The organism is Actinophytocola sp. (assembly GCF_050699935.1).
Classification (GTDB): Bacteria; Actinomycetota; Actinomycetes; order Mycobacteriales; family Pseudonocardiaceae; genus Actinophytocola.
In genome coordinates, this window is sequence record NZ_JBOHGB010000001.1 from 31,881 (window position 1) to 52,974 (window position 21,094).

Here is a 21,094-nt window from a genome sequence, read left to right on the forward strand (position 1 = left end):
GTCGAGCATGGCGGTTGGTTCGCTCAGCCCGGCAGGCGCACGACGTCGGCGAGCACTGTGCCGCGCTTGGGCATCCTGGCCGGGTCGGGGCTGTCGTAGACGACGAGGAGCTCATCGTCGGGTAGCACCGCGATGCCCTCCGCATGATCGGTTCCCGCGCCGAAGGGCAGATCGAGTTCGTGGTGCAGCTCCGAGCGGTGGACGACCTCGGGCGCGTCGATCAGGGCGGCGCCTCGCCATCGGTAGACCCGCACCGGCCCATCCAGATCCATCGAGGGACCAGCGAGAATCAGCAGGTCGTCCGCGTGCCGGCACAGATCCCGAACGCCGAGGCCGTCCAGGTCCAGGAAATGCTTGCGATACCGCGTACCTGCGGCGATCGGAGCCAGCGACAACGCCCCGTCCTCCGCACGCGGTGCGAGTTCCAGCACCGTCGCCCAGCCACGCAGCACGGGACCGCGCAGCCCCACGAACAGTCGTTCCTGGCCCGGGTGGCCGTGCACCGCGATGCCTTCGATGTCGAACCCGTTGTCCTTGCCCGGAATGGTCAGGAACGGCGACAGGTGGTCATCATCGCGGAGCTGATCGAGTATCCCCGGCGTTCCCAGCGCCGCGCTGCGGTGCCCGTCGGGGGTCACCGTCACCGGCGCCCCGTCGGCGATGGCCAGCCGTGCCAGGACTCGTCGGCTCGGCTCCTCGCTCACCCGCGCCAGCCGGCTCGCCGCCTTGGCGTCGGAGTGATGCGGCTTGATCTTCTTGCGCTTGCTGCCGTGTGAGCCCACCGCCCAGAGGTAGGGGCCATGGCGGGCGAGTCCCTCGACGTCCACCTCGTCGTCCGGGCCGCCGGGCAGTGTCAGGACGTCGGCGAGGCTGAAGGTCACGTGGTCGGAATACTCGTCGGTGTCGGCGAGACTGAGCCGCTCCACCGTCGCGGTCTCGTCACCGGCGACCCAGAGATGGTCACCGTCGGTACGCACCGCCGACAGGTTGACGTGTGTCGCGGATTCCACGGCCTCGCTGCCGAACCGGAGGGAGATGCGGCGTTCGATGTCCATGCGATCGTTGTACCAGTGTCATCGGGTCCATGACATCGCTCGCTCAGCTGCGCAAGGCAGGCGCCGTTGGCCCCGCGCCGTCGCCGGCGGTGTCGCAGTTGGTGGACTCTGCTCGGAGGGGCGAGCGATCTCGTGGAGATGGGTCCAGTACGCGGCGGGCTCCTGCGCCATGTTCGCTTCGTGTCAGCGAGCCGGGGCCTGGTGATCTCCTCGGACGCGCCCAGATCGGAGAGCAGGACGGGCCAGTCGTTCGGGTCGCCCTCAGTGACCCAGAACGGCCGGATGTGGCCGTACGCACGCCCCAGTGGAAGCACCCCGCCCGCCACCGGGTGCGGGGGATGCTTCATCTCCTGAGGATCGACCGCACGGAGGTGCTCGTACAGGTCGCGGTCCGCGTACCGCTCGTGGAGAAGGTTGCCGACCTCGCCGTCCCAGAACGGGTTGTAGAGGATCACGTACCCGCCGAACTCGCCCGAGCCGTAGAGGTGGACGAGTTGCTTGTAGTCGTCGGGGAGCCGCGTGCCCAGCTCGGCTTCGACCTGTTCCCAACGGTCGGGCGAGCCGGTCGCTACGGGGCTGACCGGTGGAGGCACGATTCTCTGCAACTGCTTCAGCATTGTGTGCGCCGTTGGCTCGTTGGCAGTCCCGCGGGCATGGTTGCGGCTCTGGTCGCCTGGTGTTTGGGGACGGTTCAGTAGTAGTGGGGGAAGCCGTCGTTGCGTGCCCAGTTGACCGACGTCGGGTGCTGATGGTCGTCGGCGTTGCACGGCGCCGGCGAGGACTCGGTCGTGCAGGTGCTGTCGGCGGCGTACCAGTTCCCGCCGCCTCGCTGCGATCCCACGTTCGAACCGGTCGGGTCGTTGTTGATGTAGTAGTTCGTGGTCCGCGGGGACCAGGTTCCGTTCGCGCCGAACCCGGTGTCGCGGGTGGCGAAGTAGCCCACGCCGACGCAGGGTGGCGCGCAGGCCAAGCTCATCCGGTTGCCGCCGATGCGGTTGTGGACGGTGTGCTTGGCGATGCCGGGCTGCTCGGCGAGCAGGAACGCGACCGTGGTGTTGCCGCCGTGGGCGAGGTCGGCGTAGGGCGTGCCGCCGGCGGCGGAGAACAGGGTTCGCCAGCTGGGCATGTTCCCGAGCACGTTGTTGGCCTCGTCGTTGCGGAACTCGTTGTCGAGGACGTGCGAGTCGGCGATGTCGAACAGGATGACCGGCAGGCCCTGGCAGGACGGCAGGGTGGTCTCCGGGTGCCGGAAGCCGGGCCGGTGGGACCGGTTGCCCTCCACGTGCAGGTTCTCGCTGTTGACGAGGTCCAGGTTGTTGCCGCAGTTGCCGTAGAACTCGGAGTTCACGATCCGGCCGCCGGCGTCGTTGCCCTCCGAGTACACGCCCGCCCCCGGGATGCCGTTGCGGCACCGGCCGCCGTTGTGGAACACCTCGACGTCGCGCACCACGCCGGTAGGTGCCGTCCCCGGCGCCGAAGGTGATGGCGTCGCACGCGCTCTGGTGGATCCGGCCACCGTCGACGGTGTTGGCGTACTGCGGCCCGTCGTTGAAGCGCGCGAAGGTGACGCCCCAGGTGTGCTGGTGGATGTCGTTGCGCAGCAGGAGGTTTCCGCTGCACCGCGAGCAGATGAGGTACACCCCGACGCCGTCCGGGTTGTTCAGCACCTCGCTGTCGGCGAGCACGCTGTCGTCGCCGCCGGCGAACGAGACCACCGAGTTGCAGCAGCCGGAGGTGTTCAGCCGGGCGGCCGCGTCCAGCCGGAGGTGCTCGGCGCGCGACGCGCCGCCGGTGATCCGCACCAGGACGTCGACCGCCGAGGGGTTCGCCGCGAGCCGGACCAGGGGCCGGTCGTTCCGGTCGACGGCACCGAGAACGGCGTCACCGGGCAGCGTGATCGTTCCGTCGACCGGATGGGTCCCCGGCCGCAGGAGCGCCGTCTTGTCCCCTGTGGACAGACAGGTGTCGATGGTCGCGAGGTTCGCCGACGGGTCGCCGGACGGTGCCAGCGCGCGGCAGTCGACCTGTGCGTGCGCCTGGCCGACGAGCAACACCTGCGCCGTCAGGGTCATCGTGGCGACCAGGACCGGTAGCCGTGTCATGTCTCTTCTCCCTGGCGGACGGCTCAGCGGGGGACGGCGAGGACTTCGTGGTCACCGGGCGGGAGGTCGTCCAGGTACACGTGCTCGCCGCCGGCGCGAGCGTGGAGGCCGGGGCCGGCCGCGCCGTCCCAGGCGAGCTCTCCGTCGACCGTGATCCGCACGGGCGCCCCGGAGGTCGGCACGCCCACGCGCGCGCTGGTCCCCTTCGGGACGGCGACGGTCATCCGGAACGTGTCGCCGTCCTTGCGCCAGCCCACGTCGATCGCGCCGTGCGGGGTCGGTACCCGCCCCTGTGCCCACGTCACGTCGCCCGGCCGGGGAACGATGTCGACCGCGCGGAACCCGAAGTCGGCCGGCGCGACGCCGAGCACGTGGTTGGTGAGCACCGCGGCGGCGCCGGCCATGTGCCCGTGGGTCATGCTGGTCAAGTAGGTGCCGAAGAAGCCGTCGGTGCGACCGCCGAGCCCGTAGCCCTCCCACAGCGTGCCGGGGTCGCGGTCGAGCTGCCAGCCGTAGGTCCGGCGCAGCACATCCAGTGCCGCCTCCGGCCGGCCTGGTACAGCGCGTTGGCCACGTAGGCGTTGGACTGCCCGTAGACGAGGTCCTCGGTGCTGAACTCGAAGAACGGGCAGGCATCGCCATCGTCGCTGCCGCCGTAGCCCCACGGCTTCACGTAGGTCGTCAGGTGGTCGAGGATCGCGTCCACCCGCCGCGGCGTGGTGACGCTCGGCGAGAGGCCGGCCGCGGCGCCGAACGAGCCGGTCACCGCGATGGCGTTGCCGTAGGTCGGATGGCACGACTCGGTGAGCGAGCTGAGGAACGCCCCGGCATCGGGGTTCCACAGCACGGCCGACAGCGCCTCGGCGGCCGCGTCGGCCCGCTGCCGCCAGCCGGGCGCGTGCTCGGCGTACTCGCCGCCGAGGGCCTCGGCGAGCAGCGCCGCCTGCCGGAGCTGTTGTACGTAGAGGATCGTCTCGTAGCCGTGGTCGAGCACGGTGCCGTTGGGCTCGAGGCTGCTGGTCGAGATCAACAACGCCCCGCCCCGCACCAGCCGGCGGCGGCCGGCGGCTGGCTGGACGAGTCGCAGCGGCGGCTCGGTGAGGATCTGGCCGCCCGGCTCGACCTCGCCGCGGTGGCCGCGGCGGTCGGGATGGGCTACGAGTCGTGGCGCAAACGGTTCCAGGCCGCGCTCGGGTTGCCGCCGGCCCGGTACCGCCTGCATCGTCGGGTCGTCGCGGCGCAGGAGCTGATGCGGCACACCTCGTTGCCGGGCCGGGAGATCGCCCGGCTCGTCGGCTTCAGCGACGAGTACCACCTGTCCAAGCGGTCCGCCGGATCACCGGCATGACCCCATCGCAGTTCCGGCGCGCGCACTGACCCGGCGAGCTACACGGTGCGGTGGCAGCGCAGCGTGACGATCTGGAATGGTCGAAAGTGGACGGTCGCCCCGGACTCGGTCGGCTCGTACTCGGTCGACCGCGCCCACTCCCGCTCGAGCAGGTCGGTGGACACCAGCCGGGATACCGGGAAGCTCGCGGTGACCCGGGCGGTGGCGCGGGCTCCGGTGGCCTCGTACAGCCGGACGACCACGTCGCCGGAGCGGTCCTCCGCGAGCTTCACCGACTCCACGACCACGGCCGGGTTGTCCACCGTCACCAGCGGCGGGACAGCGCGCGAACCAGCGGTCACCCGCATCGGCAGGTTGATCGAGTAGCCCTCGCGCACGGCGTCGCCGATGGTGGCGCCGACGACGAGCGCGTGCCGGAACGCGTGCCTGCCGTGATCGGTGTCGGGATCGGGGAAACGGGGTGCGCGTAGCAGCGACGCGCGCAGCGTGGTGGTCGTCCCGCCGCCGTCCCTCGCGGACCGGGTCACGTCGTGGCCGTAGGTGGCGTCGTTGACCAGCGCGACACCGTATCCCGGCTCGCCGAGGTGCACCCACCGGTGCGCGCAGATCTCGAACTTGGCCGCGTCCCAGCTGGTGTTGTGGTGCGTCGGCCGGTACACGTGCCCGAACTGGGTCTCCGCCGCCGACCGGTCGGTGTGCACGTCCAGCGGGAAGGCCAGCTTGAGGAACGCCTCCACCTCGTGCCAGTCCACCTCGGTGTCGATCTCCAGCCGCCGCGTGTCCGCGCGCAGCGTCACTGTCTGGGTGACCGTCGAGGAGGAGAACGACCGCACGACCCGGACCGCGACGTGCCGCCGGTCGTCGGCGTGCACGGCGACCTCGTCGGCGTCGACGAGGTCGGTGACCGTGTTGCGGTAGAACTCGTCGACGTTCCAGGCGTCCCAGGTGTTCGGCAGGTCCGGATGCAGCTGCAGGAGGTTCGCCGCGGCACCGGGGGCGACGACCTCCCGCCCGGCCACCCGGTCGAACAACGAGGTGACCAGACCCCGCGAGTCGACGACCGTCTCGAGTAGACCGTTGGTCAGGACGAACCCGCCGTCCCGTGCGGTGACGGTGACGGGTGGGGTGTCCGAAATGGAGGCGAGAGCGGCCCCGCCGGCGGGCACCCCGTCGCGTGCGTGCGGTGCGGCGTTGAACGCGACGGGCTCTCCACCCTCGCCCGCCAGCACGCGCTGAGCCGACGAGGTGAGCCCCGCCAGCTCGTCGGCCACGGCCGCGTGGTCGCGCTCGGCCTGCTGGTGGACCCACGCGATCGACGAGCCGGGCAGGATGTCGTGGAACTGGTTGAGCAGCACGGTCTTCCAGATCCGGTCGAGCTCGTCGTGCGGGTACGGGTGGCCGTGCCGAACCGCCGCGGTCGCCGCCCACAGCTCGGCCTCCCGCAGCAGGTGCTCGCTGCGCCGGTTGCCGCGCTTGGTCTCGGCCTGGCTGGTGTACGTGCCGCGGTGGAACTCCAGGTAGAGCTCACCGACCCAGACCGGCGCGTTGGGGTACTCCTCGCACGCCTTCCGGAAGAACTCGGCGGGCGCCTCGACCGTGACGGTGGGCGAACCGTCCAGGTCGGCCAGCCGGGCGGCGCGGGCGAGCATCTCGCGGGTGGGTCCGCCACCGCCATCGCCCCAGCCGAACGGCACCATCGAACGCCGGGCGTCACCCTTCTCGGCGAAGTTTCGGGCGGCGTGCGCCAGCTCCGCGCCGGAGATCTCCGAGCAGTAGGTGTCGGCCGGCGGAAAGTGGGTGAAGACCCTGGACCCGTCGATCCCCTCCCAGCGGAACGTGTGGTGCGGGAACGTGTTCTGCTGGTTCCACGAGATCTTCTGCGTGAGGAAGTACGTGGACCCGGACAGCAGCACGAGCTGCGGCAGCGCCGCGCTGTAGCCGAACGAGTCCGGCAGCCAGACCTCGTCGGTCTCGATGCCGAACTCGTCGAGGAAGAAGCGCTTGCCGTGCACGAACTGTCGCGCCATGGCCTCGCCGCCGGGCATGTTGGTGTCGGCCTCTACCCACATCCCGCCGACCGGGACGAACTGGCCGGTCTCGATCTTCTCCCGCACCCGTGCGTAGACCGGCGGATGGTGCTCCTTGAGCCAGGCCAGCTGCTGCGCCTGGGACATCGCGAACACGAACTCCGGGTGCTCGTCCATCAGTGCGGTCATGTTCGACGCCGTTCTGGCCACCTTGCGGACGGTCTCCCGCAGCGGCCACAGCCAGGCGGAGTCGATGTGCGCGTGCCCGACCGCCGAGATACGGTGCGCGCTGGCATGCGCGGGAGCGGCGAGCACGTCGCTCAGCTCGGCCCGTGCGGCCTTCGCCGTGCCGGACACGTCCCGCGGGTCCACCGCGTCCATCGCCCGGCCCAGGGCACGCAGGATCTCCCAGCGGCGACCACTTTCCGTGCTCAGCTCACGCATCAGTTGATCCAGCACCTCGATGTCGTGGACGAGCTCCCATACCTGCTCGTCGAACACCGCGATCTCGACCCGGCCGATGCGGTACAGCGGTGCCGCGCCGGCCGTCGCGGGATCACCGAGCTCGGTCGGCTCGAACGAGCCGAGGATCACCGGGTTGGCCGCGGCTTCCACGTACAGCTCGACCTGCTCCCCACCGACCGCCGGGGCACCGATCCGCACCCAGGTGGACATCGGGCCGATCCCCTTCACCGGGCTGCCGTCCGGCCGGTAGACGAGGCCCTCGCACTGGAACCCGGGCCTGGTGCCGTCGAAGCCGAGATCGATCAGCGCTTCGACCGTGCGCTGCGCCCACTCGTCGGGCACCGACGCGGTGATCCGGAACCAGCTGGTTCCCCACGGCCGCCCCCACAGATCACCCACCTGGCAAGGCGTATAGGTCGCGGCCATCCCCACCGAAGAGGGAACCGGCTCGCCGGGCGCGTGCCACACCTCGACCCGCGCCGGGACCGAGCTCCGGTACACCGCCGGGCGGATACGCTCCCGAAGTACCCGGCCGATCCGCTGCTCGATCAGGACTCTGTTGTCGTGCATGGGGTTGCCGCTCCGTGTTCGTCAGCGCTTGCTCGGGCGGGGTGCAGAATGGGGCCGGAACGTAGCACGGGCCACCGCCCTGCTCCCACGTCGATCCGGACGCGCTCAGGACAGCACGTCGATGGGTGCGACCGTCACCAGCTTCCGCACGGTATGGGCGAGTTGCTCATCGAGCGTGATCAACGCGTCTGCCTGGAGCTGGGTCAGGGCGACGTACTCGGCGACGAACGTATCGGGCCACCCGAGCTGGTCGGCGACCTGCCACGCGACGGCCTGAAGGACACGGTCCCCGAGCAGCCGAATCCGCAGCCCGCGGATGTAGTTGAGTCGTTGCTCGGCGTCCTTCTTGGTCGTCTCGCCGCGGTGTACTTGCTGGTAGAGCAGCGACAGCGTCTGCGAGCGAAGCAGCGTCGGGGCCAGGAGCTGGTGTTCGCCGGCAATCTCGGCCTGGTCGTGAGCCAGGCGAATGGCCACGTCCGGACCGATCACGTACCTGGTCATGGGAGATCCCCTCCGCTGCTCCTTGGCGCCACTCGACCTCACGGCGACGCGTCGGCCTCGTCCTCCGCCTGTTTGATCACCTCGTGCAGCTCCTGCTCGGTGAAGCCCTCCTCCTCGAAGCGCCGTTGCCAGTGGCGCACCTTGCGGGAGAAGGCGAGAGCGTCCACTCCGGACTCCAGGAGCGTGGCCAGCTCCTCCTTCGCGGCCCAGCGGATGTCCAGCGTGTCGCGCGGGACGGGGTCGAGCGCGGGGAGCGGGCCGCCCTCCAGGATCGTCCGCGGGGTGTCGGCGTTCCAGTCGCGGAAGTGGCGGCCGAGGGCGCGGCCGATCCGCTCCAGGACGTCGACGCCGACCGTGGGCTCGTGGGCCTCCACGGCCTCGAGGCTGCGGACGCCGATCGCGGCCTCCTTGATGAAGGTCGTCCGCCATTTGTGGCCGGCGGCCCGGCGCGCCTGCGCCACGGCGTCGCCCAGGCGTTTGCGGGCGTCCTCGGAGTAGTTGGCGGTTCGCAGGTTCGACACACGAGCAGAATGCCGCAGAGTTCCGCAGAACGCCAGCCCATGTTCGTCCTGCATGCCGAGCCTGAAGTCCGCAGACTTCCGCAGTACGGTCATTCATGCTGGTGACCCGGTTTGACAGATCCCGCAGAGTACCGCAGACTCGTGATATGCCGAAGCTCAACCGCGACCGGATCCGGGGGTGGCTCGAGGAGCGCAACTGGTCCATAGCGCGCCTGGCCGCGGAGTGCAGTGCCATCGGTGAGGACTCGTTTCCCGAGGGCACCCTCCGCAACGCGGTGAACGGCATCGACCCGATGCGGCCCGGCCGGATCCGCGTGATCTGCAAGGTCACCGCGAAGTACGGCGACGGCATCCCGTACACCCAGCTCGTCGCCGACGGGGCCTGACGCGCCGAACCCACCGGGCAATGTAGGTTTGCCCCGTAGGCAAGATCTGCCACGATCGGGTTCGTCGTGGCGCTCTCCCTGGGGCGGTAGCTCAGTCGGTTAGAGCAGAGGACTCATAATCCTTTGGCCGTGGGTTCGAGCCCCACCCGCCCCACTAGCCCCACCTCTCAGCTCTATCTCTTGCGTCCTGGAGTGCGCGGTCACCATAGGCACCAACCGCCTCGGCGAACCCATCCTGGAGGTACACACGGTCGCCCGCGGCGCGCTCGCCGGGCTCCGCGTTCATCTGACCGAACGGCTGCCGACGCACCTGGTCCCGAGCCGCTACCACGCCCACCAGACCCTTCCACGCGCGGCGAGCGGCAAGATCGACCGCGCCGCGCTACGTCCTGAACGATGATGAGACAGGTCGACGTGGTCAGGCGGCGGAGGAGAGCCGTCCGCCGCCGTCGACGCGCAGTACCACGCCCGTGGTGAACGTGTTGTCGGCCAGGAACGCGATCGCCGAGGCGATGTCGGCGGCTGTGCCGATGCGGCCGACCGGGAGGCCCGCGGCGATCTGCGCGAACGTCGCCTCACGCGCTCGTGCGTCCAGGAAGTCCCACCAGCCGGTGTCGATCACGCCCGGGGAGACGGCGTTGACGCGCAGCGGCGCCAGCTCCACCGCCAGCACCGGCACCATCGCCTCGATGGCCGCGTTCACCGCCGCCGGTTTCGCGGTCGCCGGCATCGAGCCGCCGGCCGATGCGGCGGTGACGAAGGTCAGCGAGCCGCCTGGTCGCAGCACGCGATGCGCGGCCCGTGCGGTGGTGGCGTGCGGGAGCAGCTTGGTCTCCACGCCCTCGCGGAAGTCGTCGACGGTCAGGTCGAGGAACGGCGTCAACCCGGGGCGGCCGGTCGCGGTCACCACGACGTGATCGACCGTGCCGAACTCGGCGAACAGGGCGTCGACGGTATCCGGGTCGCGTGCGTCGAGCGCGTGTCCGCTGGCCGACTTGCCGAGTTGGTCCAGTGCGGCGGCCAGCCGGTCGGCATCGCGGCCGGTCACGACCACCTCGCGGCCGGCGTCCACCATCCGCTGCGCCGTGGCCAGGCCGATGCCGGATGTGCCGCCGACGATCACCACTCGCTCAGTCATGCTGTCTCCTTTACAGATCACGGTGTCTCGTTAATGTATTTCGAGGCATGGTGTCTTGTAAAGTGGTCGGATGGTCGGAACCCGAGGTCGTCCCCGCAGCCATGAAGCGCGGCGCGCCATCCTGGACACCGCGTTTCGCTTGTGCGAGCGGGACGGCTACCAGCAGCTCACGATCAAGGCCATTGCCGACGAGGCCGGCGTCGGGCGGCAGACCGTCTACCGCTGGTGGCCGGACAAGGCCCAGATCCTCATGGACGCGCTCATCGACCTCCGCGAGCGGGAGCTGCCCCGGCTGGTCAAGGAGACCGGCGACCCGATGCGCGACGTCGAGAACCTGCTCGCCGTGACGTTCCGGCTGACGCAGGAGATCACCGGGGCGGCGCTGGTCGGCCTGATGTCCGACGCCCAGCGCGATCCCGAGCTGTCCCGGCGCCTGCAAACCACGGTGATCGGCCCTCGGCGCGCCGCGCTGCGCGCCGTTCTGCGCGCCGGGGTGGATTCCGGAGAGCTGATCGAGAACGTGCCACTCGACCTCGTCGTCGATTTCGCCTTCGGCACGATGTGGTATCGGCTGCTCAGCCAGCACGCGCCCGTCAACGCGACGTTGGCACGGGAGATAACCGACGCGATCGCCCGCCTGCTCCGGCCGGGCGAGTAGGGCTACCTGCAGTCCGTGTCCGGGGGCCTGCTGGCTGTTGAGGTGTCGATCTCGTCCGTACCGTTCCGCGTGATCACAACTCACGTAGGGGGATCGTGCGATGCACGCAGGAAGAACTTGGCGCCTGGTCGCCGGTTCGCTGGCGCTGGCCGCCGGTTTCGGCTGCCTGACCGCCGGGACGGTCACCGCGGCACCGCGCGGCGGACACGCCGACACCCAGGCGATCGTGGACGGCTTCACCGCGCATGGAGTTCCCGGCGCGATGGTCTTCGCCGGCGACGACCACGGGAGCTGGACGGTCACCAGCGGCACCGGAAAGCTGGGTGCCGACAAGCCGATCCGTCCGTGGGACCAGGTGCGGGTAGCCAGTAACACCAAGATGTTCGTCTCCGCGGTGGTGTTGCGGCTGGTCGGTGAGGGCAGGGTGCGGTTGGACGCGCCGATCGAGGAGTATCTGCCGGGTTTGGTGCGGGGCAACGGGTATGACGGTGACACGATCACCGTGCGGCAGTTGTTGCAGCACACCAGCGGGATGGCCGACTACATCGCGGATGTGCTGGCCGACCCGGATGCGAACAACCACTCGTGGCGGCCGGAGGAGCTGGTGCGCATCGGGCTGAGCCACCCGCCACTGTTCGAACCGGGCACCGATTGGGGGTACTCCAACACCGGCTATATCGTGCTCGGCATGTTGGTCGAACACGTGACCGGTGACGATATCGGCGCGGAGATCACCGATCGGCTCATCCGGCCGCTCGGCCTGTGGCAGACCACGTACCCGGAGGCCGGCCAGAAACAGATCCGGGGCCCGCACGCGCACGGCTACTACGCGTTCCCCGGTCAGCCGGTCGCGGACGTGACCGAGCTCGAACCCAGCCTGCCGGGGGCCGCGGCGTCGATGGTGTCCACCGGCCCGGACCTGACGCGTTTCGTGCGCGCACTGCTGGCGGGCAACGTGCTACGCCCGGATCTGCTCGCTCAGATGCGGACGACGGTGCCCGCCGAAGGGCCCGACTACGGTCTCGGGATCCGGGAGATTCCCCTTTCCTGCGGCGGCGTGGCATGGGGACATGCCGGCAACATGCCCGGCTTCGACTCGTTCACCGCCGCCACGGAAGACGGCCGCTCGGCGTTCGCCGTGGCCAACGGGCACCTGCGGGATGGCGGCCCGGCCGACTTGCGCAACGCGGTGGAGTCAGCCCTGTGCTGAGCGGGACCAGCCGGCGAATCACACTTCGGTTCGTCGTTTGACCTCGCGCCTTCGCGTTTGCGTGGAGTCCCTTAGCAACCGGGTCATGTGGGCGGACGCGTGGTCAGGATCGATTGGCTCGTGCTCGACGAGCAACCGGTACCAGAACGGACCGAAGATCAGATCGACTGTGTGGCCGACATCCAGGTCGCGATCTGGCGACGCCGGAGCGCGCGGCGATCTTCTCGATGGTCAGGGTCCGATGACCCGCGTCGTCATCTCCCACGAGTACGCAGGCTCGCCCGACCAGGCGGAGGCGCCGCGGCCCGAGCACTGGCTCGAGGCCGTGACCGCCGAGGTGACCGACCCCCGCGACACCGTCCTGGTCGGACACAGCCTGGGCGCGGTGAACCTGCTGCGCCTCCTGCAGCCAGCACGATGTCGACCGTGACGGGCCGTACGTCGGCGTCGTGCTGGTCGCGGCCATGGCCCACGAAGTGGGGGTACGACCAGCTCACCGTGGAAGCGGCGAGTACGTGTCGTCTACCGATGCCGAGCTGCTTGGCCCTTGTCTTGTCCGTCCTCGCCGCCGTGATGACCTGGGTCGTCATGCCGGGACTCACCCGCCTGCTGGGCCGCTGGCTGTACGGATGAGCCGGTCAACGGCGTTCGCGCGGCGAGCGTCGCGGCGAACCGCACCTGGGGCCGGAAGCCGGGCTGAGCCGGGCGGACGTGCGGCGCATCGATAGACTCGCGCGCCGTGCGAGTGCTGAGTGTTGTGGGAGCGCGTCCCCAGTTCGTCAAGCTGGCGCCGATCGCGCGCGCCATGCGGGGGCGGGCGGAGCATCTGATCGCCCACACGGGTCAGCATTACGACCACAACATGAGCGGCACGTTCTTCAGCGACCTGGGCATCCCCGAGCCGGACGTGAACCTCGGCATCGGCTCGGGGAAGCACGGCGAGCAGACCGGCGCGATGCTGGCGGGGCTGGAGAAGATCGTCGAGGACGCCGCGCCCGACTGGGTGCTGGTGTACGGCGACACCAACTCCACCCTCGCCGCCGCGCTGGCCGCCGTGAAGCTGCACGTCCCGGTTGCGCACCTGGAGGCGGGGCTGCGCTCGTTCAACCGGCGGATGCCCGAGGAGCACAACCGGGTGCTCACCGACCACGCCGCCGACCTGCTGCTCGCGCCCACCCAGGTGGCGATGGACCACCTGGCCACCGAGGGCCTCGCCGCGCGCAGCGTGCTGGTCGGCGACGTGATGACCGACGTGCTGTTCGAGACGCGCGACAAGGTGGCCGGCACCCCGCTGGAGCTGACCGCGCCGGTGGAGCCCGGCGAGTTCTACGTGGCCACGATCCACCGGCCGGACAACACCGACGATCCCGAGCGGCTGCGCGCGATCGTGGACGCCATCGCGAAGGTCGGCAAGCCGGTCGTGCTGCTGGCGCACCCGCGGCTGCGTGGCTTCGCGCAGCGGCACGGCATCGAGCTGGGTGCCGGGTCGATCGTGGTGTCCGACCCGGTGGGCTACCCGCAGCTGGTGAACGCCGCGATGCACAGCGCCGGGGTGATCACCGACTCCGGCGGGCTGCAGAAGGAGGCGTTCCTGCTGCGGGTGCCGTGCACGACGCTGCGTTCGGAGACGGAGTGGGTGGAGACCGTCGAGCTGGGCTGGAACGTCCTGGTGAACTCCGACTTCGCCGCGCTGCCGGGGAAGGTGGAGCGGCCCCACCCGCCGGTCACCGACGCGACGCCCTACGGCGACGGCCACGCCGCACGGGCCGCGGTGGACGCCCTGCTCCGCACGCCAGGAAGGACGCCTTCCTGACGCTCAGCGTCCGGAAGGCGTCCTTCCTGGCGTGACGTCCTGCGTGATCCACTCCGCGGCCAGCTTGCCGGTGGTGGCCAGGGATGCGTTGTCCCGCACCCATTCCACGAGCGGTGCGCCGTCCGGGCGGTCGCCGTCCAGCATCGCGATCATCTGCGCGGCAACGGACTCCGGCGTGTGCTCGGCGACCCGGCCCAGCCCGTTGTCCTCGACGAGCGTGACGCTGGCGCCGACGCCGGCGAACAGCACCGGCGTACCGCACGCGGCCGCGGCGTAGATCTTCGTCGGCTTGGCGAAGTCGTAGCCCTGGCCCGGCACGATGCTGACGAGCGCCCCGGTCGCCCCGCTGATCCAGCGCGCGGCCTCCGCGGGTGGCACCACGCCGCCGAACTCCACCGCGTCCGGTGCGAGCGACGCGGCCAGCGTGCGCAGAGCCGGCTCGGCGGAGCCCTGTCCGAAGAACCGCAGCCGGGCTTTCGGGTGCTTCTCCAGCACGATCGACATCGCACGTACGAACACGTCCGAGCCCTGCCACTCCGACATCGTTCCCGTGTAGACGAAGTACGACTCGTCCGGCGCGGGGGAGTCGACGGGATGGAACTGAGCGGTGTCCACGCCGTTCGCGACGACCTCGACGTTGCGGGCGCCGAGCGCGCGGGCCCGCTCGGCCACGCCGTCGGACACGGCCACGACCCCGCGAGCCCGGCGCAGCGCGAACTTCTCGAACGCGCGCATCAGGCCCGACACGTACTTCGGCGCGTTGATCGCGACGAGCGCGTCGGACCAGATGTCGGCGGCGTAGTAGTACAGCGGTTTGCGGCGCACCAGGCAGACCAGTGCGGCCAACGTGCCCGTGGTCGGCGGCGGCTCGGAGATCACCACGTCCGCCGACCTCACGAGCAGCCGCGCGACCATCGGGAAGTCGTAGCTGGCGTACTGCACGTAGCCGCGCACGTTGCCGCCCGCGTCGCGCAGCACCGGCCAGCGCTTGACCGTGTAGTCGGCGAACTCCTGCGTGCCCGCGTTCTTCGGCGGCTTCGTGGTCAGCACGGTTACCTGGTGCCCGGCGGCCGCCAGGCCGTCGGCGAGCGCCTTGAGCCGGAACGCGGCAGCCGCGACCTCCGGCGCGAACAACCGGGTCACCACGACGACCTTCATGCCCTCAGGCCTCCAGCGACGCGGAGGCCGCGGTGGACAGCAGCTGCTCGGCGGTCACCAGCGTGTTCTGGCCCTCCTGCAACGTCACGATCTCCGTGGTCCGCCCCAGGATCGCGTCGCGGAACTTCTCGTGCTCGGTGCGCAGCGGCTCACGCTTCTGGATGGCGAACCGGGTCACGTCGCCCTCGGACACGCCGCGGAAGTTGGCCACCGAGTCCCACTCGGTGTTGATCACGCCGTTGGCGTAGAAGGTGAGGTCTGCGGTCAGGGTGTCCGCGACGAACGCGCCCTTCTCGCCGGTCACGACCGTGACCCGCTCCTTCATGGGGGACAGCCAGTTCACCAGGTGGTTGGTCACCGTGCCGTTGGCGAGCTTGCCGGTGGCGGCGACGAGATCCTCGTGTGGCCGGCCCGAGCGCAGCGCGACCTGGGCGGATACCGCAAGGTACGTCGACTGCGCGAGCCACGCCGTCAGGTCGATGTCGTGCGTGGCCAGGTCCTTCACCACGCCGACGTCCGCGATGCGGGCCGGGAACGGGCCCTGGCGGCGGGTGGCGATCTGGTAGATGTCGCCGAGGTCGCCGTTCGCCATCCGCGCGCGCAGCGACTGCAGCGCCGGGTTGTACCGCTCGATGTGGCCGACCGCGCCGATCACGCCGCGCGCCGCGAACGCCTTCACCAGCCGCTCACCGGCCGACACGCTGTGCGCGATCGGCTTCTCGATCAGCGTGTGCACGCCGGCCTCGGCGAGCGCCAGGCCGACCTCCTCGTGCATGCCGGTGGGCACCGCGCACACGGCCGCGTCGATGCCGGCGGCGATCAGCTCGTGCACGTCGCCGAGCACCGGGAGCCCGCCGGCCACGCCGTGCGGGTCGCCCGTGGCGTCCGCGACCGCGACCAGCTCCATGCCCTCGACCTCGCGTACGACGCGCGCGTGGTGGCGGCCCATCATGCCCAGGCCGATCAGGCCCACTCGCAGGTCCGCCATCTCACGCACCCGCCTTCGCCAGCGTGTTCACCGCGTGCACGATCCGGTCCCGGTCCTCGTCGTCGAGCGACGGGTGCACCGGCAGCGACACGACGGTCCGCGCCGCACGCTCGGTGTTCGGCAGGTCCTCCTCGCGGGCGGACGTGTCCTTGAACGGAGCCAGCCGGTGGTTCGGGATCGGGTAGTACACGCCAGAGCCGATCTGGTGCTCCTCCTTGAGCGCGGTGACGAAGCCATCCCGGTCGTCGGGCACCGTGATCGTGTACTGGTGGTAGACGTGCACCGCGCCCTCGGCCACCGCGGGCACGCCGACGCCGGAGAGGTTCGCGTCGAAGTACCGCGCGTTGGCCTGGCGGGCCTCGGTCCAGCCGCCGACCTTGGCCAGCTGAACCCGGCCGATCGCCGCGTGCAGGTTGGTCATACGTGCGTTGAATCCGACGAGCTCGTTCTCGTACTGCTTCAGCATGCCCTGGTTGCGCAGCAGCCGCAGGGTGCGCTCGCGATCCGTGTGGCCGCACGCGATCATGCCGCCCTCGCCGGACGTCATGTTCTTCGTCGGGTAGAGGCTGAACATGGCGAACGCGCCGAACGTGCCGACCTTGCGGCCACCCAGGCTCGCTCCGTGTGCCTGCGCGGCGTCCTCGTACAGTGCGAGGCTGCGGGAGTCGGCGAGCTCGGTCAGGGCCGGCATGTTCGCCGGGTGGCCGTACAGGTGCACCGGCATGATTCCCTTGGTGCGCTCGGTGATCAGGCTCGCCACGTGGTTCGGGTCCAGGCAGTAGTGGTCGAGCTCGATGTCGGCGAACACCGGCGTGGCACCGGTGAGCGCGACGGAGTTCGCGGTGGCCGCGAAGGTGAACGAGGGCACGATGACCTCGTCGCCCGGGCCGACGCCGGCCGCCAGCAGGCCGAGGTGCAGGCCGGCGGTGCCCGAGTTGACCGCGACCACCGGGCGGCCGTCGAGCAGCGTGGCGCTGAACTCCTCCTCGAACGCGGCGACCTCGCCACCCTGCGCGAGCATCCCGGAACGGAGCACGGCGTCGACCGCCGCCCGTTCCTCGTCGCCGATGATCGGCTTCGCGGCCGGTATGAACTCCTTGCTCACTGTGCCGCCTCTCCGGAATTCAAGCCGTTGGTCGCCTTGGCGAGCGAGCGGTCGGCTTGATCACGTACTTGTGGCTGGGTTTCGTCACGGTCCCCTGAGGTGCGGTTCACGATGAGGCGTCTTTCTCCCCGGTCGGCGGAACGTCGGGGCCACTGTATTTGCCCTCGTCCACCCGCTCGCCGCCAGGGGCTGCCCTCTAAGCTCTTCGGCCATGGCGGGTAAGCGCGTGCTGTGCGTCTCCTTCTCGGACATCAACCGGGACTCCCGGGTCCTGCGGCAGGTGGAGGTGCTCGCCGAGCTGGGCGAGGTCACCACGGTCGCGTACGGGGACCGGCCGCCGGGCGCCACCGAGCACCTGCGCATCGACGAGACCCTGCCGTCCCTGCCGCAGACGCCCGCCGGGGTCGCCCTGCTCGCGCTGCGCCGCTATGACGCGGTCGAGCTGACCGCGCCGGCCATCCGCGACGTGCTGCGTCTGGTCGGTGACCGCCGCTACGACCTGGTGGTGGCCAACGAGGCTCGGTCCATGGCCGTGGCGCACCGGATCGCCGCCGGCGCGCCGGTGCTCGCCGACCTGCACGAGTGGGCGCCCGAGGAGCGCGCACACGTGCGGTCCTGGCGGCTGCTGGTGAAGCCGTTCATGACCTACCAGTGCCGCAAGTACCTGCCGAAGATGGCCGCGGTGACCGTGGTGAACGACTCGATCGGCGCGATGTACGCCGAGCGGTTCGGCGCGGCGCCACGCACCGTGCGCAACGCCGGCCCGTTCCGGGACCTCCCGCCCACCGACGTGGCCGAGGACCGGATCCGGCTCGTGCACAGCGGGGGAGCGGTGCCCGGCCGCAACATCGAGGGGATGATCGAGGCCGTTCGCATGCTCGACGCGCGGTTCACCCTCGACATGTACCTGGTGCCCGCGCGCGACGGCGGCAAGTACCTGGACAGCCTGCGCGTGCTCATCGGCGACGAGAAGCGGATCGTGCTCCACCCGCCGGTCAGCCCGGCCGAGCTGGTGGACACGCTGAACGCCTACGACGTCGGGATCTTCAGCCTGCCGCCGCTCACCCCGAACCACCGGCTGATGCTGCCGAACAAGATCTTCGACTACGTGCAGGCGCGGCTGGGCATCGTGTTCAGCGCCTCGCCGGAGACCGACCGGATCATCCTCGACCACGAGCTGGGCGCGATCGCCGCGGACGCGTCCACGCGTGCCCTGGTCGACGTGCTCACCCCGGTCACCGTGGCGCGGGTGCGCGAGCTCAAGCGGAACGCCGACAAGGCGGCCGCGGTGCTGAACTCCGTGGAAGACGCCGCCGTGACCCGCACCGCCGCCGCCGACCTGCTCGGAGTGCGTTCATGACCCCAACCTCGCGAGTCCAACCGTCCGGACCCGCGAGTCCAACGTTCCCGTCCGCCGAGTTCGACACTCGCGGAGCCGTCGGCGGCGCCGACCGCGTCGCGAACGCGCAACTCGCGGGTCCGGAGTGTTGGACTCGCGGGTCCGGAGTGTTGGACTCGCGGGGGAAGGGCGGGGCGTGATCGTGGAGCAGCCTTCGGCGTTGCACGTGAACGAGGCCGCGTTCACCGCGCGGCGGATGATCGCGGAGGCGACGCGGCGCGGGTATGTCTGGCACTACCTGCCCAAGGCTGCTCCCGCGCAGGAGTGGCGCGGGCTGACCGGTCGGGCGCGGCGCGCGCTGATCGGCGCCGGGTGGGTGGCGCGGCTTCGACTCCTCGCGCGGCGCCACGACATCGTGCACGTCCACTCCGCGTCGACCGTGGCGCACGCGAAGCTCGGCGCACCCCGCTACGTGCTGCACTGCCACGGCACCGACGTGCGCACCGCCCAGTACGACCCGGCCCGTGGCGAGGGCATCCGCGCCGCCCTGCGCGCCGCCGAGGCCGTGTTCTTCTCCACGCCGGACCTCGCCGAGCACGTGCTGCCGCACCGCGCGGACGCGACCTACCTGCCGGTGCCGGTCGACGTGGCGAACGTGCCGCGGTGGACACCTCTGGACGGCACGCCGCGGGTGGTGTTCGCGTCCCGGTGGACGGCGGACAAGAACACCGACATCCAGCTGCGGACCGCGGCCGCGCTGGTCGAGGCGATGGACGGGCGCGCCGAGGTGGTCGGCCTCGACTGGGGACCGCACGCGGCCGACGCGGCGGCGGCCGGCGTCCGGTTGCTGCCCCGCCGCGACCACCCCGCCTACCTGGAGCTGCTGGCCGGCGCGCACGTCGTGGTCGGTCAGGCGGCGGGGATCCTCGCGGTGAGCGAGGTCGAGGCGCTGGCCGCGGGCGCGCCGATGGTGGTGCCGGTCGAGCTGCCCCTGTACGCGGATACCCCGCCCCCGGTGCACGGCGGCAGCGTCGAGGACGTGGTGGCGGCGACCGAGGCGCTGCTCGACGGATCGCAGACGCACGAGCCGGAGAAGGTGCGGCGGTGGGTCCAGGACAACTACGGGGTCGAGCACGCGGTGGACACCGTGGCGGCGGTGCACCGCGACGTCGTGGCGGCCCGCCGGTGAGCGTGGTCGAGCGGAAGGGGGGCGCGATCGTCCGGATGCTGCGCCCGGTCCGGCTGGACGAGCCGACCTCGACCTCGTTGGCCCGCGGTGGCGTCTACAGCACGGTCGGCCTTGTCGCGCAAGGGCTGCTGCGGTTCGCCACCGCGTTCCTGGTCGGCCACCTCGCGGGCAAGTCCGTGCTCGGCGTGGTGGCGTCGGCCATCGCCACGTCGCTGACCCTGGCCCTGCTCTGGCCGACGACGACCGGTAGCGCGGCGTCGAAGTTCCTGGCCCGGGCCCGTGGCGCGGAGGAGCCCGGCGAGGCGCGGGCCACTGCCGCACATCTGCGGATGCGCACGATGCAGACCGGCATCCTGCTCGGCGCGGTGAGCGTGCCGATCTGGGTGCTGATCGACGCCGGCTCGTGGCCGGACGCCCTGTGCGTGGCCGCGCTGACCATCGCGTACTCCGGCTACAGCTTCACCAGGGGCGTCCAGTTCGGCGCGGGCCAGGTGCCGCGGGCGACCGCGTGGGACGTGACCAGTGTGGTGCTCGGCCTGGCCGGCCTGGTCGTGCTGCTGCTCGCCGGGGTGCGCAACACCGCGCTCGTGCTCCCGCTCGTGGCGACCTACGGGCTGTACACGGTGGCCGGGTGGCCCTACGGCGCACGCGGCAGGCCGGAGCGGAAGCTGCGCCGGGAGCTGGACGGGTTCGTGGCGCTCGGCGCGATCGGGTCGCTCGCCAGCACCGGGTTCCTGCAGCTGTCCCAGGTCGCGGCGAAGCTCGCCGCCGGCGACGCGGAGGCCGGCCAGTACGCCTCGGCGATCGCGCTGGCCACCCCGGCCTCGCTGCTGGCCGCCTCGCTGACGCTGGTGCTGCTGCCGTCGATGTCGGAGGCGTGGGGGCGGCGCGACTTCGCCGCCTTCCGGGCCCGTACGGACCGGGCCACCCGCGGGCTCGCCGTGATGCTCGTGGCCATCTTCGGCGTGATCATGGTGTGCAGCCGGCTCATCGTCGGGCTCATCTGGGGTGAGGAGTTCGCCGGCGCGGAGAAGCTGCTGCCGGTGCTGGCGGCCGCGGTGCTGGCCACGAACCTCTGCGTGGCCAGCGTGAACGCGCTGAACAGCCGCTCGCAGCGGGGCATGATGGTGAACACCGCGTCGAGCATCACCGGCATGCTCGTGGGCGCGGTGATCTGGGTCGTGGTCGCGCCGCACCTGGGGCTGGCCGGCGTCGCGCTCGGCTACCTGTGCGGCGCCGTGGTGATCGCGACGATCCCGATCACCGTGGTGTGGCGCAAGGACGGCCACCGGTGGGGGATGGTGTACGCCAAGGTCGGGCTGGGCCTCGTGCTGGCCGCGGCGCTGGTCGTCGTCGAGCACGTGGCGGGCCTGCCGTTGCCGCTCGACCCGGTGCTCGCGCTCGGGTTCCTCGCCGTGTGGTGGGTGCTGAACCGGGCCGAGGTGGCCCGGCTCCCGCGCCCGTCGCCGTGGCGCGGCCGGTAGGCCTGGAAGGACGCCATGCGGACGTTCAGCGCCGTGA

General features: G+C 70.9%; 21 protein-coding genes, 1 tRNA gene and 1 pseudogene. 11 read left to right on the forward strand and 12 right to left on the reverse strand.

Features of this window, described 5'->3' with window-relative positions; all coding sequences use genetic code 11:
* Positions 1-23 precede the first annotated feature (23 nt).
* From ACRDTB_RS00175 to ACRDTB_RS00185, 3 genes and pseudogenes are all read right to left on the reverse strand, one after another.
* Complete coding sequence (locus tag ACRDTB_RS00175) at positions 24-1,055, reverse strand: DUF3616 domain-containing protein (protein WP_431427744.1); 1,032 nt, start codon at positions 1,053-1,055, stop codon at positions 24-26.
* 431 nt (positions 1,056-1,486) lie between these two features.
* Positions 1,487-1,672 (reverse strand): annotated as a pseudogene (locus ACRDTB_RS00180) (SMI1/KNR4 family protein); the annotation flags it as partial.
* A gap of 74 nt (positions 1,673-1,746) precedes the next feature.
* Positions 1,747-2,505, reverse strand: coding sequence for a hypothetical protein (locus ACRDTB_RS00185; RefSeq protein ID WP_431427745.1), 759 nt, complete (start codon positions 2,503-2,505; stop codon positions 1,747-1,749).
* 52 nt (positions 2,506-2,557) lie between these two features.
* On the opposite strand from ACRDTB_RS00185, the gene ACRDTB_RS00190 reads away from it, so the two are divergent.
* Positions 2,558-3,148: a hypothetical protein gene (locus ACRDTB_RS00190; protein WP_431427746.1), complete on the forward strand. Its 591-nt coding sequence runs from the start codon at positions 2,558-2,560 to the stop codon at positions 3,146-3,148.
* Between the two features lie 32 nt (positions 3,149-3,180).
* On the opposite strand, the gene ACRDTB_RS00195 is transcribed toward ACRDTB_RS00190, so the two are convergent.
* Together ACRDTB_RS00195 and ACRDTB_RS00200 are read right to left on the reverse strand one after the other, a co-directional pair.
* On the reverse strand, positions 3,181-3,687 hold the full coding sequence (locus ACRDTB_RS00195) for an alpha-L-rhamnosidase C-terminal domain-containing protein (protein ID WP_431427747.1): 507 nt from the start codon (positions 3,685-3,687) through the stop codon (positions 3,181-3,183).
* Positions 3,582-4,151: a hypothetical protein gene (locus tag ACRDTB_RS00200; RefSeq protein WP_431427748.1), complete on the reverse strand. Its 570-nt coding sequence runs from the start codon at positions 4,149-4,151 to the stop codon at positions 3,582-3,584. Before ACRDTB_RS00200 ends, ACRDTB_RS00195 begins: the two co-directional genes overlap by 106 nt.
* On the opposite strand from ACRDTB_RS00200, the gene ACRDTB_RS00205 reads away from it, so the two are divergent.
* On the forward strand, positions 4,140-4,505 hold the full coding sequence (locus ACRDTB_RS00205) for a helix-turn-helix domain-containing protein (protein WP_431427749.1): 366 nt from the start codon (positions 4,140-4,142) through the stop codon (positions 4,503-4,505). The two genes, ACRDTB_RS00200 and ACRDTB_RS00205, sit on opposite strands and share 12 nt — an antisense overlap.
* A 38-nt stretch (positions 4,506-4,543) precedes the next feature.
* Here the strand turns inward: ACRDTB_RS00205 and ACRDTB_RS00210 are convergent, their stop codons facing one another.
* The 3 genes from ACRDTB_RS00210 to ACRDTB_RS00220 form a co-directional block, all read right to left on the reverse strand.
* Entirely contained in the window at positions 4,544-7,567 is a 3,024-nt protein-coding gene (locus ACRDTB_RS00210) for an alpha-mannosidase (protein WP_431427750.1), read from the reverse strand.
* A gap of 105 nt (positions 7,568-7,672) precedes the next feature.
* On the reverse strand, positions 7,673-8,068 hold the full coding sequence (locus ACRDTB_RS00215; protein WP_431427751.1) for a hypothetical protein: 396 nt from the start codon (positions 8,066-8,068) through the stop codon (positions 7,673-7,675).
* 38 nt (positions 8,069-8,106) lie between these two features.
* Positions 8,107-8,589, reverse strand: coding sequence for a hypothetical protein (locus ACRDTB_RS00220; protein ID WP_431427752.1), 483 nt, complete (start codon positions 8,587-8,589; stop codon positions 8,107-8,109).
* A gap of 146 nt (positions 8,590-8,735) precedes the next feature.
* On the opposite strand from ACRDTB_RS00220, the gene ACRDTB_RS00225 reads away from it, so the two are divergent.
* Both ACRDTB_RS00225 and ACRDTB_RS00230 read left to right on the forward strand, forming a co-directional pair.
* Positions 8,736-8,975, forward strand: a complete 240-nt coding sequence (locus tag ACRDTB_RS00225) for a hypothetical protein (protein ID WP_431427753.1) — start codon at positions 8,736-8,738, stop codon at positions 8,973-8,975.
* Positions 8,976-9,055: 80 nt separating this feature from the next.
* A tRNA-Ile gene (locus ACRDTB_RS00230) sits at positions 9,056-9,129 on the forward strand.
* A gap of 264 nt (positions 9,130-9,393) precedes the next feature.
* On the opposite strand, the gene ACRDTB_RS00235 is transcribed toward ACRDTB_RS00230, so the two are convergent.
* Positions 9,394-10,113 carry an SDR family oxidoreductase gene (locus tag ACRDTB_RS00235; protein ID WP_431427754.1) on the reverse strand — a complete coding sequence of 240 codons (720 nt, stop codon included), beginning with the start codon at positions 10,111-10,113 and terminating at the stop codon, positions 9,394-9,396.
* A gap of 70 nt (positions 10,114-10,183) precedes the next feature.
* On the opposite strand from ACRDTB_RS00235, the gene ACRDTB_RS00240 reads away from it, so the two are divergent.
* The 4 genes from ACRDTB_RS00240 (at position 10,184) to wecB (ending at position 13,794) form a co-directional block, all read left to right on the forward strand.
* The gene (locus ACRDTB_RS00240; protein WP_431427755.1) at positions 10,184-10,771 is read left to right on the forward strand and encodes a TetR/AcrR family transcriptional regulator; all 588 of its coding nucleotides are present in this window, start codon (positions 10,184-10,186) and stop codon (positions 10,769-10,771) included.
* Positions 10,772-10,871: 100 nt separating this feature from the next.
* Entirely contained in the window at positions 10,872-11,981 is a 1,110-nt protein-coding gene (locus ACRDTB_RS00245; protein WP_431427756.1) for a serine hydrolase domain-containing protein, read from the forward strand.
* A gap of 241 nt (positions 11,982-12,222) precedes the next feature.
* Positions 12,223-12,411, forward strand: a complete 189-nt coding sequence (locus ACRDTB_RS00250; RefSeq protein WP_431427757.1) for an alpha/beta hydrolase — start codon at positions 12,223-12,225, stop codon at positions 12,409-12,411.
* 309 nt (positions 12,412-12,720) lie between these two features.
* Positions 12,721-13,794, forward strand: a complete 1,074-nt coding sequence (gene wecB / locus ACRDTB_RS00255) for a non-hydrolyzing UDP-N-acetylglucosamine 2-epimerase (RefSeq protein ID WP_431427758.1) — start codon at positions 12,721-12,723, stop codon at positions 13,792-13,794.
* A 3-nt stretch (positions 13,795-13,797) separates the two neighbouring features.
* Here the strand turns inward: wecB and ACRDTB_RS00260 are convergent, their stop codons facing one another.
* From ACRDTB_RS00260 to ACRDTB_RS00270, 3 genes are read right to left on the reverse strand one after another with little or no spacing between them, the layout of a single operon-like run.
* Positions 13,798-14,952 carry a glycosyltransferase family 4 protein gene (locus ACRDTB_RS00260; protein ID WP_431427759.1) on the reverse strand — a complete coding sequence of 385 codons (1,155 nt, stop codon included), beginning with the start codon at positions 14,950-14,952 and terminating at the stop codon, positions 13,798-13,800.
* A 4-nt stretch (positions 14,953-14,956) separates the two neighbouring features.
* Positions 14,957-15,940, reverse strand: coding sequence for a Gfo/Idh/MocA family protein (locus tag ACRDTB_RS00265; RefSeq protein ID WP_431427760.1), 984 nt, complete (start codon positions 15,938-15,940; stop codon positions 14,957-14,959).
* A 1-nt stretch (position 15,941) separates the two neighbouring features.
* On the reverse strand, positions 15,942-17,045 hold the full coding sequence (locus ACRDTB_RS00270; protein WP_431427761.1) for a DegT/DnrJ/EryC1/StrS family aminotransferase: 1,104 nt from the start codon (positions 17,043-17,045) through the stop codon (positions 15,942-15,944).
* Between the two features lie 211 nt (positions 17,046-17,256).
* On the opposite strand from ACRDTB_RS00270, the gene ACRDTB_RS00275 reads away from it, so the two are divergent.
* From ACRDTB_RS00275 to ACRDTB_RS00285, 3 genes are all read left to right on the forward strand, one after another.
* Positions 17,257-18,405 carry a glycosyltransferase gene (locus ACRDTB_RS00275; protein WP_431427762.1) on the forward strand — a complete coding sequence of 383 codons (1,149 nt, stop codon included), beginning with the start codon at positions 17,257-17,259 and terminating at the stop codon, positions 18,403-18,405.
* A 181-nt stretch (positions 18,406-18,586) separates the two neighbouring features.
* Complete coding sequence (locus tag ACRDTB_RS00280) at positions 18,587-19,573, forward strand: hypothetical protein (RefSeq protein ID WP_431427763.1); 987 nt, start codon at positions 18,587-18,589, stop codon at positions 19,571-19,573.
* A gap of 2 nt (positions 19,574-19,575) precedes the next feature.
* A complete protein-coding gene (locus ACRDTB_RS00285) occupies positions 19,576-21,057 on the forward strand; it encodes a lipopolysaccharide biosynthesis protein (RefSeq protein WP_431427764.1) in 1,482 nt (493 codons plus the stop codon).
* Positions 21,058-21,094 lie beyond the last annotated feature (37 nt).